The sequence below is a fragment of the Micromonospora sp. NPDC051141 genome (assembly GCF_044455765.1).
Classification (GTDB): domain Bacteria; phylum Actinomycetota; class Actinomycetes; order Mycobacteriales; family Micromonosporaceae; genus Micromonospora.
This window is the reverse complement of the sequence record NZ_JBITFD010000003.1, coordinates 213393-227956: the sequence shown is the minus strand read 5'-3', so window position 1 is coordinate 227956 and position 14564 is coordinate 213393. Positions and strand designations below refer to the sequence as shown.

The window sequence follows — 14564 nt, the reverse complement described above, 5'->3', positions numbered from 1 at the left end:
CGGTCGGGCCGGGCCCACCCGGGGGCGGGCCCGGGCCGGCTCAGACCGCGAAACAGTTGGGCCGGATCGCGACGTCGGCGAGCGCCTGCCGCACCGCCGTGTAGGTGGTGCCGTCGAGCACCAGACCGAGGTGGCCGACCACCCGCAGCGGGCACCACGCCTGCACCAGCACGTTCGTCGCGCCGTCGGCGAGCACCGCGTTGTCGACCGGCCGCACCAGTTCGTCCTGCCAGGTGCGCAGCGTGGTCCAACGCACCGGTCCCGGGGTGTCGTCGCCGGAGTTCAGGTCGGCCAGGAAGCTCGACCCGATGGTCATCTGCTGGCAGGCCACGATGCCGGCGCAACTGCCCAGCCCGACGACGGCGAGGATGTTGGCCACGTACGTGCCGTACTGCGGGCTGCCGAGGCTGACGTACTGGTCGACGGCGGCGGCGCCGCCGAGGAACTTCACGTACCAGCGGCTCACCAGCCCGCCCTCGGAGTGGGTGACCAGGTCCACCCGGCTCGCGCCGGTGGTGGCGCGGACCTGGTCCACGTAGGACGACAGGGCCCGGGCGGACTCGCGGATGTCGCCGAAGCCGAGGTTCGGCAGCTGGTAGATGGAGACCCGGTAACCGTCGGCGCGCAGCCGGGCGGCGATCGGCTCGTACGCGATGGAGACGCCGATCAGGCCACCGACCACGATCACCGGGTCGGCCGCCGCGGCGGCGGCCCGCTCGGCGGCGGTGACGGTGCTGGCGGGAGCTGCGGCGGCTTCGGTGGCCGGGCTCGGCGCGGCGGGTGGCGCGGCGGCGTGGGCGGCGGTGGCCGGGGCGAGCAGCGCGGTGGCGGTGACGGTGGCGGCCAGGATCGTTCGGAGCAGCATGGGCTGCACCTCCGATGGGAGGGGCACCCGGCGGGAACCGGGCGGGGCGGGTGGGGTCCGATCGATCGTGGGAACGATGATGCGTGTCTGATTTCACACACGTCAATGGAAAGTTACGCGCCGGTAACCAGTTGTTCCACCAGGCGCACGAACCGGCATTCGGGACTGGGCCGGCGCCCCCCACCGGCCGGGGCCGCGATGGCATGCTGGGCGCCGTGTCCACCCCACCACCGCCGCCGGAGAAGCCACTGCGGGTGATGCCCTGGTGGTCGGCGCTGCTCGGGTTGTTGCTGGCCGTGCTGCTCGGCTGGCTGGTGCTGGACTGGCTGCTCGCCGAGGCCGACCGGGCCGGCCAGCCCGACACCCGGGCCACGCTGCGGGTCGACGCCATCCGCACCGGCCTCACCGTGGTCGCCGGCACCGGCGGCGGGGTGGCGCTGTTGTTCGCCGCCCGTCGACAGTGGATCAGCGAACGCGGCCAGCGGCACCAGGAGGCGGTCGCCGCCCGCGACCAGACGCACCGCGACCGGGTGCAGGCGCACGCCGAGGTGGTCGCCGAGACCGCCGCCCGCCACCAGGACCGGCAGGCCGCCGCCGCCGAGCACGACGCCGCCGAACGGCGGCTCACCGAGCTGTACGTCCGGGCCATCGAGCTGATCGGCAGCGACCACCCGGCGGTCCGCCTCGGCGGTCTGCACGCCCTGGAACGGCTCGGTCAGGACAACCCGGCGCAGCGCCCGACCACCGTGGCGGTGATCTGCGCGTACCTGCGGATGCCGGCGCCCGACGACAGGCGCGAGACCGAGGTGCGGCGTACCGCGCAACGGATGCTCACCCGGCACCTGCGCGCGGACCAGGACGGCTGGTGGCCGGGCATCGCGCTGGACCTGACCGGCGCCCGGCTGGACAACTTCGACGCCGCCGGCTGCACGCTGGTGGACCTCGACCTCACCGGCGCGGTCTGCACCGGGACCACCAGCTTCGCCGGCGCGGTCACGCACGGCCGGCTGCGGCTGACCGCCGAGTTCGCCGACGTCGTCTTCGACGACCTCACCGGCGACGCCGAGATCGTCCTCGACGACGCCCGCCTCACCGGTCGGGTGAGCTTCGACCGGGCCGACCTCGGCGGCGCGCTGTCCGGCCGGGGCGCGAGCCTCGGACCGGTCTCGTTCCGGGACGCCACGGTGCGGCAGCCGATCAGCTTCGACCGGGCCAGGTTCACCGACAGCGCCAGCTTCCGGGAGACGGTCTTCCTCGGCGGGGTGTCCATGGAGCACACCACGTTCGTCGGGTACGCCGGCTTCCACCGGGCGCGCTTCGCCGACATGGCGTTGTTCCGCTGGACCGCGTTCGGCGCGGAGGCGTGGTTCGAGGGCGCCCGTTTCGAGGGGCCCGCCAACTTCGGTCGGGCCGTGTTCCACGGGCGGGCCCGCTTCGAGGGCGCGACACTGGCCCGCCGGGCACTGGTCGACCAGGCCCGCGCCTCGACGTCGGTCAGCCACGTCTGGCCGCCCGGCACCGCCGTCACCCGCCGCGACGACGACTGGCTGCTGCTGACCGACCCGTGACGACCGTGCCGGCCGGTCAGTTCCCCAGTGCCTGGACCTTCGCGATGGTCTCCTGCACGTGTTGGCGGGCCGGCTCGCCGCCCTGGGCGGCCTGGGCGAGCGCCTGCCGGTAGGCGTCGATCACCCCGATCAGCGGCCCGGCCGTGGCGCCTTCGAGCGCGCCGGCCACCAGCGCCCGCGCCTCGGCCGCGTCCTGCGCGGCAGCGGCCGTACGGGCCTTCGCCTCGTCCAGCTTCCGGGCCGCCGCCGCCAGCCGGGCAATCACTTCCGCCGCACTCACAACCCCTCCCCTCCCCACCCACCCGTCCCGTCCCGTCCCCACCAACCCTACCGCCCCACCCACCTCCGCGATCTTGCGCTTACCGCCCCGACAAAAGCCGCACAAGCCGCATCGCCCGGGCCGCAACCGCAAGATCGCGGAGAAGGGTCAGCGGAGGAGGCGGAAGAGGATCAGGTAGAGGCAGAACAGGGACGGGGAGACCAGGGCGCAGATCACGAAGCCCATCGGGACGTACCGGCCGGCCGGGGTCTCGGGGTCGGGCAGCGCGGGGCGGCCCCAGCGGGCCAGCACGACCTGACCGGCCACGAACGACAGCAACGGCACGCCGGCGCAGGACAGCGCCGCCACCAGGTCCATCCCGGACACCGGCAACGGCGAACCGAGCAGCGCGATCAACATGAGCACCGAGCCGACAAGCGCGCACCCGGCGTACACCGCGACCGCCCGGGCCGGCGCGGACCAGGTCGGCAGCAGCACCGGCCGCCGCGCCAAAGCCTCCGCCTCCTGCCCGTGCCGGTCCGCCTCGTCGGCCAACCGCCCGGCCGCCGCCAGCTCCGCCGCCGGATCGCCGGGCGGCACGCTCCCCGGCCCGGCGGGGGCGCCGGCCGCGTCCGGAACCGACCCCATCGGTACGCCGACCGCCTGCCCGAGCCGGTCCAGGCGTTCCCCCTGCGCGGCCAGCCGCCGCCCGACCTCGTCCACTCCGGACTGGAGGCCACGCCGGCGCTCCGCCTCGGCGGCGATGGCCCGCTCCCCGCCCCGCTGCCGGGTGGACAGCTCCCGGATCAGGGCCGCGTACTCGTCGAATCCGCTCATGGGTTGTTGTCGCTCTCGGGGGCGAACGGCACGATCAGGGCGGTCCGGTGCTCGTGCCGGTCGACCAGCAGGGCGCGGCCGTCGCGCGGCTGGTAGGCGAGGTCGTGCACGCCGAGGTGCAGACCGAGGTCGGCGGCCGGCACGTTCAACGCGACCAGCCCGGTCACGTCGTCGCGGTGCCCGCTGCCGCCGAGGTCGTCGGCGAGCCGGCGCAGCCCCCGCCACCAGCCGAGCACGTGCACGCCGCGCGCTGGACCATGCCGCAGCACCGCGCGCAGGTCGTCGTGCCCGGAGCGGAACGTGCCCGGGTCGGTGGCGGCCAGCGTGCCGGCGGCGGCGTCCATCCCGAACACCGTCAGGTAGGTGCGGCTCGGCCCGGAGGCGTCGCCGGCCAACTCGGCGAGGAGCGCGCGCAGCGCGTCGGCGTCCAGCCGGCGGACCGGGTGACCGGCGGCGGCCAGCGTCATCGCCAGGTCGTCGGCGAGGTCGGTGGTGCCCGGCGCCAACGGCGCGAACAGGAACCGGGCGGTGCCCGGCGCGTGCTGCCGGGCCAGCGCCAGCACGGCCGAGCGGAGCACCTCCGCGCCGGTCGCGGCGGTGCCCACCACGGCCAGGTGCCGGCCCGGGCTCGCGTCGAGCGCGAAGCCGGCCGGGCTGCCGGCGACGTCCACCACGCGGCCGAGGAGCGCGTACGGCGGGTCGGCGCCGGGGGTCAGCGCCGCCCACGCCGGATCGTCGGTGAGCCGGGGCGTCTCGTGGCCGCGGAACACCGCCGGCGGCGGGGCGCCCTCCGGGCGGGCCGCGTGCAGCTCGTGGCGCAGCGCCGCGAGGTCGGCCGCGGCGGCGTGCGCGTCCGGGAAGTTCACCTCGGTGTCCGCGCCGGGCGCGCCGGCGGCGGTGTTCACCACGGCGGCGCCGACCGTGAGCCCCCGCGCGGCGTCGTTGCGCGGGTCCAGCACGGCGTCCCCACCGGGCAACGCGATGCGCAGCGGGAACTGGCCGAAGATGGCCTCGGCCCGGCCGTACAGGGCCTCGATGCCGGTGGTGCTCTGGCTGGCCAGCACCAGGTGCAGGCCGTACGAGCGGCCCTTGCGGGCCAGTTCCTCGATCAGGTCGACGGCCTGCCGGGCCAGCGCGTCGTTGCCGGCGAACAGCACGTGGAACTCGTCCACGACGGTGACGATCCGGGGCGGGCGGGCGTTCGGTGGCAGGTCGGCGAGGCGGCTGACGCCGTGCCGCTTCAGCAGCTCGGCGCGCCGGGTCAGCTCGGCGCGCAGCTCCCGGAGCACGGCCACGCCGTACTCCCGGTCGGACTCGATGCCGACCGCGCGGGCGTGCGGCAGCCAGGACTCATCGCGCGGGGTCGGCACGAACTCGGTGAAGCTGACGCCCTCCTTGAAGTCGAGCAGCATCAGCCGCAGCTCGGCCGGGGAGTAGCGGGCGGCCAGCCCGTAGAGCACGTCGAGCAGCAGCACCGTCTTGCCGGCGCCGGTGCGGCCACCGACCAGCCAGTGCGGCGTGGCGTCGTCGAACGCGACGGTCAGCGGCTTCTTCCCGGCGCGGCCGAGCACCGTGCGCAGGCCGGCGCCGGCCGACTCGGTCCACCGCCGCGCCGGGAGCAGATCGGCGAACGTGACGACCGAGCTGTCGTCGGCGGCCTCGGCGAGCCGGCGGGCCAACGCGGTCACCACGGCGTGCGACGGGTCGGTGTCGAGCACCACCGGCGCGGCCAGCCCGCTGCCGTCGACGCTGAACGGGCGGCCCGGAGGGTCACCGACGAGCGTGTACCGCTCGGTGACCCGGAGCTGGGTGGTGGCCCCCAGCGGCGGCCTTGACGCGCCCGGACCGGCCGATGCGTAGCCGGCCAGCAGCACGCAGACCGCCGCGGCCGGGCCGGCGTGGGTGAGCGCGGCCAGCCGGGCCAGCTCCCGGGACGGCAGCGTCGACGCGGCGACCACCACGAGCAGCTCCCGGTCCTCCGGGTCGGCCCGCTGGGCGGTACGCGCGTGTCGCTCCGCGGCGTCCAGCAACGCGGCCGTCTCCGCCTCGGTGGTCGCCGCCGCGCCGAGCACCCCGGCGTCGTGCAGCGGGCGCAGCGGCAGGAACGCCGCCCCGAACGCGGCCTGGTCGATGCCGACCACCCGGACCGCGCCGGCCGGGGCGGCGGTGAGCAGCCGGACCACCACGGCGCGCAGCAGCTCGCCGACGCGCGGGTCGCGGGCGTCCACGTCGACCGCCAGGTGGGCGCCCGCCCCCACCGGCACCAGCACCGGGAACACGCCGTCGACGGTGGTCGCCTCGCCGAGGCGTACCGGCACGGGGTGGGTCGCGACGCGGGCGGTGCCGGGCACCGCGGCGGCCAGCTCCCCACCCAGGCGGGCCAGGCGGGCGACCAGCTCGGGGCTGCCGACCGGGGCCGGCCCGGCCGCCCCCAGCAGCCGTCCGGCGGCGGCCCAGTGGCGCCGCGCCGCCCGGTGCCGCTCGACCGCCTGCCGGTACGCCGCCGCGAACCTGTTCACCGTCCGCCCTCCGACGCCGTCTGCGATCGAGGGAACCCTAACGGACGCCCGCCACGGAGGCACGGGGCCGCGCGCGGCATCCAAGATCCGTACACTGTCGACCTGGCGGCAGATGGTCCCGCCGCCCGCCAATCCCGCACCACCGATTGCCCATCAGAGCAAACCCGTGTGCACAGAAAGGCGAAAACGTGACCTCTTCTCCCCTATCCCGACGCTCCCTGCTGGGCGGCGCTGCCGGCGGCCTCGGCATCGTGGTGGCCGGCAACCTGGACGCCATCGCCGGCCCGGCCACGGCCCGGGCCGCGTGCCGACCCGCGGTCGGCTACGGCGACCTGGTGCCGGACCCGGCCGGTCTGCTGGCGCTGCCGCCCGGCTTCTCCTACACCATCGTCGCCGAGGAGGGTGTGACCCTGTTGGAGTCGGGGCAGCCGACGCCGAGCGACGCGGACGGCACCGGCTGCTTCCGTGGCCCGCGTGGCATGGTCCTGGTGAACAACCACGAGATCGGCGGTGACGAGGCCCACCCGGTGCCGACGCTGCCCGGCCTCACCTACGACCCAGGCGCGCGCGGCGGCACCACCACCATCGAGGTGGACCGGCACGGTCGAAGGCTGCGCGAGTACGTCAGCGTGGCCGGCACCCACAACAACTGCGCCGGCGGCATCACGCCGTGGGGCACGTGGCTGACCTGCGAGGAGACCGAACAGCGCGCCAGCGGTCAGTTCCTCAAGGAGCACGGGTACGTCTTCGAGGTCGACCCGCACGACCGGTCCGCCAACACCGACCCGGTGGCGCTGACGTTCCTCGGCCGCTACTCCCACGAGGCGGTGGCGGTCGACCCGTTCACCCACTCGATCTACCTGACCGAGGATGCCGGCGGCCCGAACGGGCTCTACTTCCGATGGACGCCGCCGGTCGGTTTCCGGGCCGGTAAGGGCGCGCTGCGGGCGCTTGCCCAAGGGCCGAACGGCGCCACCGCCGGCACCCTCGAAGCGATGCGCTGTCGGCGCGGCGACGGGCACGTGGCCGATCTGTCCGAGGCCACCACACCGGGCACCCGGTATCGGGTGGAATGGGTGGAGGTGCCGGACCGTGACGCCCGCACCGTGTCGGTCCGCAAGCAGTTCGCCGACGACGAGGTGACCCGCAGCCGCAAGCTGGAGGGCGCGTGGTGGGGCGACGGGGGCGCATACTTCGTGGCCAGCTTCGCCCGGCGCGACGACGGCAGCGTCAACGAGCACGACGGGCAGGTGTGGTTCTACGACCCGCACCGACAGACCGTCACGCTGAAGACCATCTTCGGGGTTAACACCGACCCGGAGGCCGACCGCGGCAACTACGACGCGCCGGACAACATCACCGTGTCCCCGTACGGGGGGTTGATCCTGGCCGAGGACGGTGCGGGCGTGTCGCACCTGGTCGGCGTCACCGAGCAGGGCAAGGCGTACCCGCTGGCCCGCAACGAGCTGAACAACAGCGAGTTCACCGGACCGACGTTCAGCGCGGACGGGAAGATCCTGTTCGCCAACATCCACTCGCCGGGGCACGTGTTCGCGATCACCGGCCCGTGGGGGCGGCCGAGCAACGCGCACCGCTGACCTCGCACTCATTTGTGGATCTTGGAAGGAATCGGCCCCCCGAGGGCCGTCTTCTTCCAAGATCTGCGAGCGTCGTCCACAGGAGGCGCGCGGCGGCTCCTGTGGACGGCAGCCTTGGGGGGTGGAAACTGCCGGGCGGGGATGGGTCCGCGCTGCTCGGCGGCATCACCGCCGCCCAGGCGGGTGGCCTTCGAGGGCTTCCGGACCGCGTCGTCCATCCGCTCCCGCCCGCCACCTGCCGTCGTGCGCCGCTGCCGGCCGACGCGCGCACAACTGAGCCGGATGCCACGGGTCCGCCGCCGGCGGCTCCTCCTGTTCACCGGTCGGCGCTGACCACGCCGACCGCGATCGACCGGAGCGCGGCGGCGTCCACCACCTCCGGATCCGCCAGCACGTACACCGCGACTCCGGGGCCGGTGAGCCAGAACGCCTCGCCCGTGCCGATCAGGCCGGGTCCGTCCGGGTGGGTGAAGTCGGCAAGCTCCCAGGTCGCGGCGTCACGCTCCTGGTATTCGGCGAGGAACTCGCGGACCGCGTCCAGATCGACGAGACCCTCGCCCCGGAGCACGTGCACCCGCAGGTCGACGCGGTAGCCGTCCTCGACCTGGCGCTCCCAGACGCGGGTGGCGAAGCTGACGTCCTCCCACTCGGTGGCGAAGTCCGACACCGCCTCGCCGATCCCGCCGGGCAGAAATCCGATGTGGAAGCCGTCCAACTCCCCGCCGTCGCGTGCCGACAGGTCCCGCTCGTGCGTCATCCGCGCCTCGACCTTCCGGATCACTGATCATCATCATGCCAGCACGGAGCGTACGCGCTCGCCGCCCCGGAACACAGCCGCGACCGATATGACCAGGAGGCATAATTATGCCTCTGTGACATACGGCCAAGACGTCACCTGCCCTCCGGAGTCGTCACGCGCAGTCACCCTCCGGCCGCCGTCACCTCGCGGCACGGCAGCCGGGGTCGGGGCCGGCGTCGGCGACGCCGCAGTGGAAGACCTCGACCGGCGCGGCCCCGACGTCGGGCACCTTCGCCACGGTGAGCAGCGCCAGCCGCTTGGCGAGCGGCTCGCCGGCGTCCGGCGCGTACCGGATCAGGCCGCTGACCCCGGGGTAGCCGCCGGCGGCGTTCTGGCGCAGCACCTCGGCGTGCACGCCGACCGGGTTGACCGCACGCGGCTCCCAGCGGCGGCCGGTGTCGGCGTGCCGCAGCCGGGCGGCGAGACTCTCCAGCGCGCGCACCATCATCATCGCGGCGTCGTAGGCGAGGCTGACCCGCTCGCCGACCGGCGGGCCGGTTCCGGCGCGGCAGCGTGGTGGGTCGAGCAGGTCGTCCGCGCCGATCCAGGTGAGGAAGCTGCCCCGGGCGTCGTCGCGGGCGGCCTGCGCGGCCCGCAGCGCGGTGCACGTGGCCAACGACGCCTTCGACACGTACGTGACCGGCAGGTTGCCCGGCGCGCTCGCGCGCAGCCCCGCATTCGCCATGTAGCGGTTCACCGAGTCGTCGGCGACCAGGTGCCGGGGCGGGTCCGCGCCGCACTCCTTGAGCGCCCGCAGGAAGCCGTCGAACTCCGACCAGCGGCCGGCGAAGAAGAGCATCCCGGCGTAGCCGCACTCCTGGGTGAGTCGCCGCCCGCTGCGCCACTCGTCGAGCCGGGTGAGCCGGGTGCCGAACCGTTCCCGCAGGCCGTCGACGAGCGTGGCGACGTAGAGGTCGTCGGTGAGCGAGCTGCCCTCACCGGTGGTCCAGTAGACGTGCGCCTCCCGCACCCGCAGCACCTGCCGGGCGTACGCCTCGACCATCGTGGCCTGCTCCCGGTTGGGCGCGGACATGGCCAGGTAGAGGCTGGAGTTGGCGTCCATCCGGTCGGCGGACAGCGTGGGCGCGAGCACCGGCAGGCCGACCCGGTTGAGTTCCCGCAGCGCCGCCGCGGTGCTGGCGCGGCTGTCCACCAGCCCGACCACGCCGAGCACCGTCGGGTCGTCGCGGGCCAGTCCCTCCAGCATGCGTACCGCGTCGTCGGCGTGCCGCATCTGCCGGCCGGCGTTGGCCACCACGATGTGCAGCAGCGCCGCGTCGTCCGCCGCCGCCGACTCCTTCAGCAGCGCGTACTGGGCGGTGGCCATGCCCTCCAGTTCCTCCCGCTCGGAGACGTAGGACTCCTCGTCCGCACGCGTCCGGTTGCCGGTGAGGCTGCCCAGGTAGACGAGCGTCAGGTAGGGGCGGCGGTGCTCGCTGCGCCGCCACACCTCCTCGGTGGCCCGGTTCTGCGCGAAGATGCGCCGCTGCACCGCGCGCAGCCGGTCCTGGCCGGGCTCACTGTTGAAGACCTGCCCGGCGGTGTCGCTGTAGCCGACGCACTCGCCGCCCACCAGGCGCACGCTCACCCGGTCGGTGGGCCAGGGCCGGCAGTCCGACGCCCACCGCCCGTGCGCCCAGACGCCCACGCCGGCCAGCAGCACCACTGCCACCGCCGCCGGCAGGAACCGCCGCGCCCACCAGGGCGGATCCGGCGCCACCAGCGCCGGCGGGGCAACCCCCGGGGGTACGCCGGCAGCGTCCTCGTCCGCCGTCAGCACCAGCAGCCAGGCGCCGGTACGCCGCAGCCGGCGACGTTCCGGCAGCGCCTCGGCCCAGTCCTCGTACGCCTCCTCGGCCTGCGCCACCGGCCGGGACGCGGCTGGTTCCGGCGGCGGGTCGGTGGCGACGGCGACCACCAGCAGCGGGTCGTTGCGCCCGGTCTCGTTGCGGACCTCGCCGAAGATCCGGACCAGCGTGTGCCCGACGTTGTCCGGGCGGACGCCGTCGAGCAGCACCACCGGGTAGGCGGTGCGCCGCCAGTCCCCCGGTCGCCAGAACCGCCGCCGGTAGGCCAGCCGCAGGTCCTCCAGGAAAGCGTGCAGCAGCAGCTTCTCCACCTGGGCGGGGTGTTCGCCGTCGCGCCAGCCGGCGGTGAGCCGCTCGGCGAAACCGAGGAACGTCACCGACTGCCGGGGCGCGAGATACTGCTGGCGCATGAACCAGCGGTACTGCCGGCCGACCACTGGCACCCGGCCGGAGACCGCGATCCGGAACACCACGCTGGGCACCGCCCGGCGCAGCAGCCAGAGCAACACCTGGAGCGCGGTGCCGATCCCGGAGCCGCCGCCCACCTGCGGGTCCTCGCCGACGCCGACGCGTCGCCCCCGCCAGTCGCGCAGCCGGCGTACCAGCGAGGCCCGGCCGCTGTCCGCGGCGTCCACGTCGACCGTGAGCGTCTGCTGCATCAGCCAGTCGGCGAGCGGATAGTGCCGGAACCGCAGCCGGGGCGCGCCGAACGCCTCCAGCGAGAGCTGCCGGTGCAGCTCGCGCAGCGCGGTCGCGACGTCGTCGGTGGGCGGCCGGTCGGTCAGGTCCAGCACCGCGTGCGGCACCCGGCGCCCGGCGCCCCGCCCGGCGAAGCGGCGCAGCAGGCCGGCCACCGCGCCGTCGTCGGCCGGCCGGAGCAGCCAGAGCAGCGGGAGCCGGCGGTCCCCGCGACGCGGCCGGCGCAGCAGCCGGGCCAGCAGGGTGAGCAGTTCCAGGCCGCCGGCCGGGAGCTGCTCGCGGGCGGGCCGCGGCCGGGTCACCGGTTCGCGCATGGTCACCTCCAGGTGACGGCGAGTGTCTCACCATTGTCGACTCGCCACGCAACCGCCACCCATGGATGCAAGGAGGGCCCCCTGTCAACGCCGCACGCATAACAGGGGGCCCCGCCTAACTCCCCACTCACCTGGTTGGCGGGCGCAGGCCGTCCAGCGCGATGGCCAGCACGCGGTCGCGCTGCGCCGGGTCCGGGAACTGGTACGCGGCGAGGCCGCTGATCAGGCGCACCACGTCGTCGAAGTCGGCGTCGGGGCGGGCCGCCCCGGCGGCCTGGGCGCGGCGCAGCAGCGGCTCACCGGCCGCGTAGATCTCGGTGCGGCAGCTCCGGAACACGTCGGAGTCGTGCACCAACTCCTCGGCCAGCGCCCGCTTCGCGCCGACGTAGGCGACGAACCGGTGCAGCCAGCCGACCAGGGCGTCCCACGGGTCGAGGTCGGCCAGGTCGGCGGCGGAGGCGCTGAGCGCGCGCACCTCCTCGACGTAGACCGCCTCGAACAGGTCACGCCGCTGCGGGAAGTTGCGGTAGAGCGTGCCGATGCCGACGCCGGCGCGGCGGGCGATCTGCTCCAGCGACGCGCCGGCCCCGCACTCGCCGAACACGTCGCGGGCGGCGGCGATCAGGGCGTCGTAGTTGCGCCGGGCGTCGGCCCGCTTGGGGCGGCGCGCGAAGACCTCGGTCGACTGGTCGGCGCTGGACATGACGCCTGTCACTCCTTCCGTCTTGCAAACGGAGGCACCCCTCCACTACGTTGGTGGAGGCACCCCTCCGGATAGCGTACTCCGGTGGGTCCCGGCCCGACGCGCCGCCATCGCCGCCCACCGCGCGAGCGGCCACCGACTCGTACCGAACGGGAGTTCTCCCACATGATCGACACCTTCCGGCGCGGCTCGCGCCGGATGACGTTCCTCGTCCTCGCGGCCGGCACCGGCTTCTTCGCGATGCTCCAGTCGCTGATCACCCCGGTGCTGCCCACCATCCAGCACGACCTGCACACATCGCCGAACACGGTGACCTGGGTACTGACCGCCTACCTGCTCTCCGCGTCGATCTTCACGCCGATCCTCGGCCGGGTCGGCGACATGGTCGGCAAGGAGCGGATGCTCGTCGTCTCGCTCGCCGCGCTCGCGCTGGGCTGCCTGGTGGCGGCCGTCGCGCCGAACATCGGCGTGCTGATCGCCGCCCGGGTGGTCCAGGGCATCGGCGGCGCCGTCTTCCCGCTGTCGTTCGGCATCATCCGCGACGAGTTCCCCGCCGCCCGGGTCAGCTCCGCGGTCGCGTCGATCTCGGCGGTGGTGGCCGTCGGCGGCGGCCTGGGCGTCGTACTCGCCGGGCCGATCGTGGCCACCCTGGGCTACCGCTGGCTGTTCTGGATCCCGCTGGTCGTGGTCGGCCTGACCGCGCTGGCCGCGCACCGGTTCGTGCCCCGCTCGCCGGTCCGCACCCCGGGGCGGATCAACTGGCTCAGCGCGGTCCTGCTCTCCGGCTGGCTGGTGGCGCTGCTGCTGCCGGTCAGCAAGGGCGCCGCCTGGGGCTGGGCCTCCGGCCGGGTGACCGGGCTGCTGATCGTGGCCGCGGTGCTGCTGGTCGTCTGGCTGGCGGTCGAGGCGCGGGCCGCGAACCCACTGATCGACCTGCGGATGATGCGGCTGCCGGCGGTCTGGACCACCAACCTGGTGGCGCTGCTCTACGGCGCCTCGATGTTCGCCGTCTACGCCTTCCTGCCGCAGTTCGCGCAGATCCCGACCAGCGCCGGCTACGGCTTCGGCGCCAGCATCACCCAGGCCGGGCTGCTCATGCTGCCCATGCTGGTCGGCATGTTCGCCGCCGGCCTGCTGGCCGGACGGTTGGAGTCCCGGTTCAGCGCCAAGGCGCAACTGGGCACCGGCGCGGTCTTCAACGTGGCCGCCGCCGCGATGCTCACCGCCGCGCACGACACCCGCTGGCAGGTCGGCCTCGCCGGCGGGCTGGTCGGGCTCGGCATCGGGCTGGCGTTCGCCTCGATGGCCAACCTGATCGTGGGGAACGTGCCGGCCTCGCAGACCGGCGCGGCGACCGGCATGAACGCCAACATCCGTACCATCGGCGGCGCGATCGGCGCGGCGCTGGCCAGCACCGTGATCACCGCCAACCCGCAGCCGAGCGGGCTGCCCCGGGAGGCCGGCTTCACCGCCGGCTTCCTGCTGCTCACCGGCATCTCAATCGCTGCCGCGCTGGCCGCGCTCGCCGTGCCCTCCGGCCGCCGCACCCGGCCTGCGCGGCACACCGGGCCGACGCCGGAGGCCACGCTGCCGGAGGTCGGGCCGGGCGCTCCCGCCGCGGCGACCGCGCTGCCACAGGCGATGCCCGGCGCTCCCGCCGCGGCGACCGCGCTGCCGGAGACGGTCGGCGGGCTGGCGCCGGCAGGCCGCTGACCCGGCCGCCGGCGAGCTCTTAAGAGGGGGCCCTGCTATGCGGAATGCGTTAACCGGGGCCCCCTCCTTACGCCTCAGCCGATGGCGGCGGTGAGGGCGGCCAGGTAGCCGTAGCGGTAGCCGTTGGCGTTCGGGTGGTACGCCTCGATCACCCCGCTGACATCGCGGATCCACGGGTCGGCGGCGCAGACCCCGTGCCCGGCGAAGAACGGCCGCGCGTCGACGAACGTGGCCCCGGCCGCGCCGGCCCGGTCGGCCGTCACGCCGTTGAGCACGTCGGCGGCCTGGTTGAGGATGGTGCGCTTGTAGCTGCTCATGGCGAGCAGGCCGCAGGAGCCGGTCTCGAACAGCCGCGGGTAGCCGAGCACCACCAGCCGGGCGTTCGGGGCCCGGTCCCGGATCGCCGCGTAGGTGGCGTCCAGCCGGGCGGGCAGCGTCGCGGTGGCGAACGCCTTGGCCCCGGCCACCGCGCTCTCGCAGCTCGACGTGCTGCCGAAGCGGCAACCGGTCATCACGTCGGCGAAGCCGGCGTCGTTGCCGCCGATGGTGATGGTGACCAGCGTGGTGGCGGTGCTGAGCTGGCCGACCTGGTTGTTCAGCACGTCCGCGGTGACCGCGCCGCCGCAGGCCGGGAAACGGAAGCTGTCGACCGCGTGGGCCGCGGCCCAGAGCGGGGCGTACGACTTCTGGCTGCGCAGGCAGGTGGAGAGGTCGTACGGCCCGGCGCCGACGCCGGAGGAGTAGGAGTCGCCGAGGGCGACGTAGTTGACGGTGGCGGCACGGGCGGCGCCGGGCAGCAGCACGGCGCCGAGGACGGCCGCCAGGACCGCGGCGAAGACGGTACGGACGCGACGGGGCATGAGGGGGGACCTCCACGGGACA

The 14564-nt window shown here is 74.7% G+C and carries 11 protein-coding genes; 3 read left to right on the top strand and 8 right to left on the bottom strand.

Features of this window, described 5'->3' with window-relative positions:
- Nucleotides 1–40: 40 nt before the first annotated feature.
- Nucleotides 41–865, bottom strand: a complete 825-nt coding sequence (locus ACIA6B_RS06370) for a lipase family alpha/beta hydrolase (protein ID WP_396771558.1) — start codon at nucleotides 863–865, stop codon at nucleotides 41–43.
- Nucleotides 866–1080: 215 nt separating this feature from the next.
- Between ACIA6B_RS06370 and ACIA6B_RS06365 the strand changes: the two genes are divergently transcribed.
- Nucleotides 1081–2433: a pentapeptide repeat-containing protein gene (locus ACIA6B_RS06365; protein ID WP_396771556.1), complete on the top strand. Its 1353-nt coding sequence runs from the start codon at nucleotides 1081–1083 to the stop codon at nucleotides 2431–2433.
- A 16-nt stretch (nucleotides 2434–2449) separates the two neighbouring features.
- Here ACIA6B_RS06365 and ACIA6B_RS06360 read toward each other — a convergent pair whose 3' ends face one another.
- From ACIA6B_RS06360 to ACIA6B_RS06350, 3 genes are all read right to left on the bottom strand, one after another.
- Entirely contained in the window at nucleotides 2450–2713 is a 264-nt protein-coding gene (locus tag ACIA6B_RS06360; RefSeq protein ID WP_107157547.1) for a DUF6244 family protein, read from the bottom strand.
- A gap of 147 nt (nucleotides 2714–2860) precedes the next feature.
- Nucleotides 2861–3529, bottom strand: a complete 669-nt coding sequence (locus tag ACIA6B_RS06355; protein WP_396771553.1) for a hypothetical protein — start codon at nucleotides 3527–3529, stop codon at nucleotides 2861–2863.
- Nucleotides 3526–6048 (bottom strand): FtsK/SpoIIIE domain-containing protein, encoded by a 2523-nt coding sequence (locus ACIA6B_RS06350; protein ID WP_396771551.1) that lies wholly within the window; start codon nucleotides 6046–6048, stop codon nucleotides 3526–3528. Before ACIA6B_RS06350 ends, ACIA6B_RS06355 begins: the two co-directional genes overlap by 4 nt.
- Nucleotides 6049–6236: 188 nt before the next feature.
- Here ACIA6B_RS06350 and ACIA6B_RS06345 point away from each other — a divergent pair, with 188 nt between their 5' ends.
- Nucleotides 6237–7646: an alkaline phosphatase PhoX gene (locus tag ACIA6B_RS06345; protein ID WP_396771549.1), complete on the top strand. Its 1410-nt coding sequence runs from the start codon at nucleotides 6237–6239 to the stop codon at nucleotides 7644–7646.
- A gap of 316 nt (nucleotides 7647–7962) precedes the next feature.
- On the opposite strand, the gene ACIA6B_RS06340 is transcribed toward ACIA6B_RS06345, so the two are convergent.
- The 3 genes from ACIA6B_RS06340 to ACIA6B_RS06330 all read right to left on the bottom strand — a co-directional run bounded on the left by ACIA6B_RS06340 (nucleotide 7963) and on the right by ACIA6B_RS06330 (nucleotide 11969).
- On the bottom strand, nucleotides 7963–8427 hold the full coding sequence (locus ACIA6B_RS06340; RefSeq protein WP_396771547.1) for a hypothetical protein: 465 nt from the start codon (nucleotides 8425–8427) through the stop codon (nucleotides 7963–7965).
- A 157-nt stretch (nucleotides 8428–8584) separates the two neighbouring features.
- A complete protein-coding gene (locus ACIA6B_RS06335; protein WP_396771545.1) occupies nucleotides 8585–11266 on the bottom strand; it encodes a hypothetical protein in 2682 nt (893 codons plus the stop codon).
- A 127-nt stretch (nucleotides 11267–11393) separates the two neighbouring features.
- Entirely contained in the window at nucleotides 11394–11969 is a 576-nt protein-coding gene (locus ACIA6B_RS06330) for a TetR/AcrR family transcriptional regulator (RefSeq protein ID WP_281936500.1), read from the bottom strand.
- Nucleotides 11970–12134: 165 nt separating this feature from the next.
- Between ACIA6B_RS06330 and ACIA6B_RS06325 the strand changes: the two genes are divergently transcribed.
- Entirely contained in the window at nucleotides 12135–13682 is a 1548-nt protein-coding gene (locus ACIA6B_RS06325; protein WP_396771542.1) for an MFS transporter, read from the top strand.
- A gap of 74 nt (nucleotides 13683–13756) precedes the next feature.
- Here the strand turns inward: ACIA6B_RS06325 and ACIA6B_RS06320 are convergent, their stop codons facing one another.
- The gene (locus ACIA6B_RS06320) at nucleotides 13757–14542 is read right to left on the bottom strand and encodes an SGNH/GDSL hydrolase family protein (protein ID WP_396771540.1); all 786 of its coding nucleotides are present in this window, start codon (nucleotides 14540–14542) and stop codon (nucleotides 13757–13759) included.
- Nucleotides 14543–14564 lie beyond the last annotated feature (22 nt).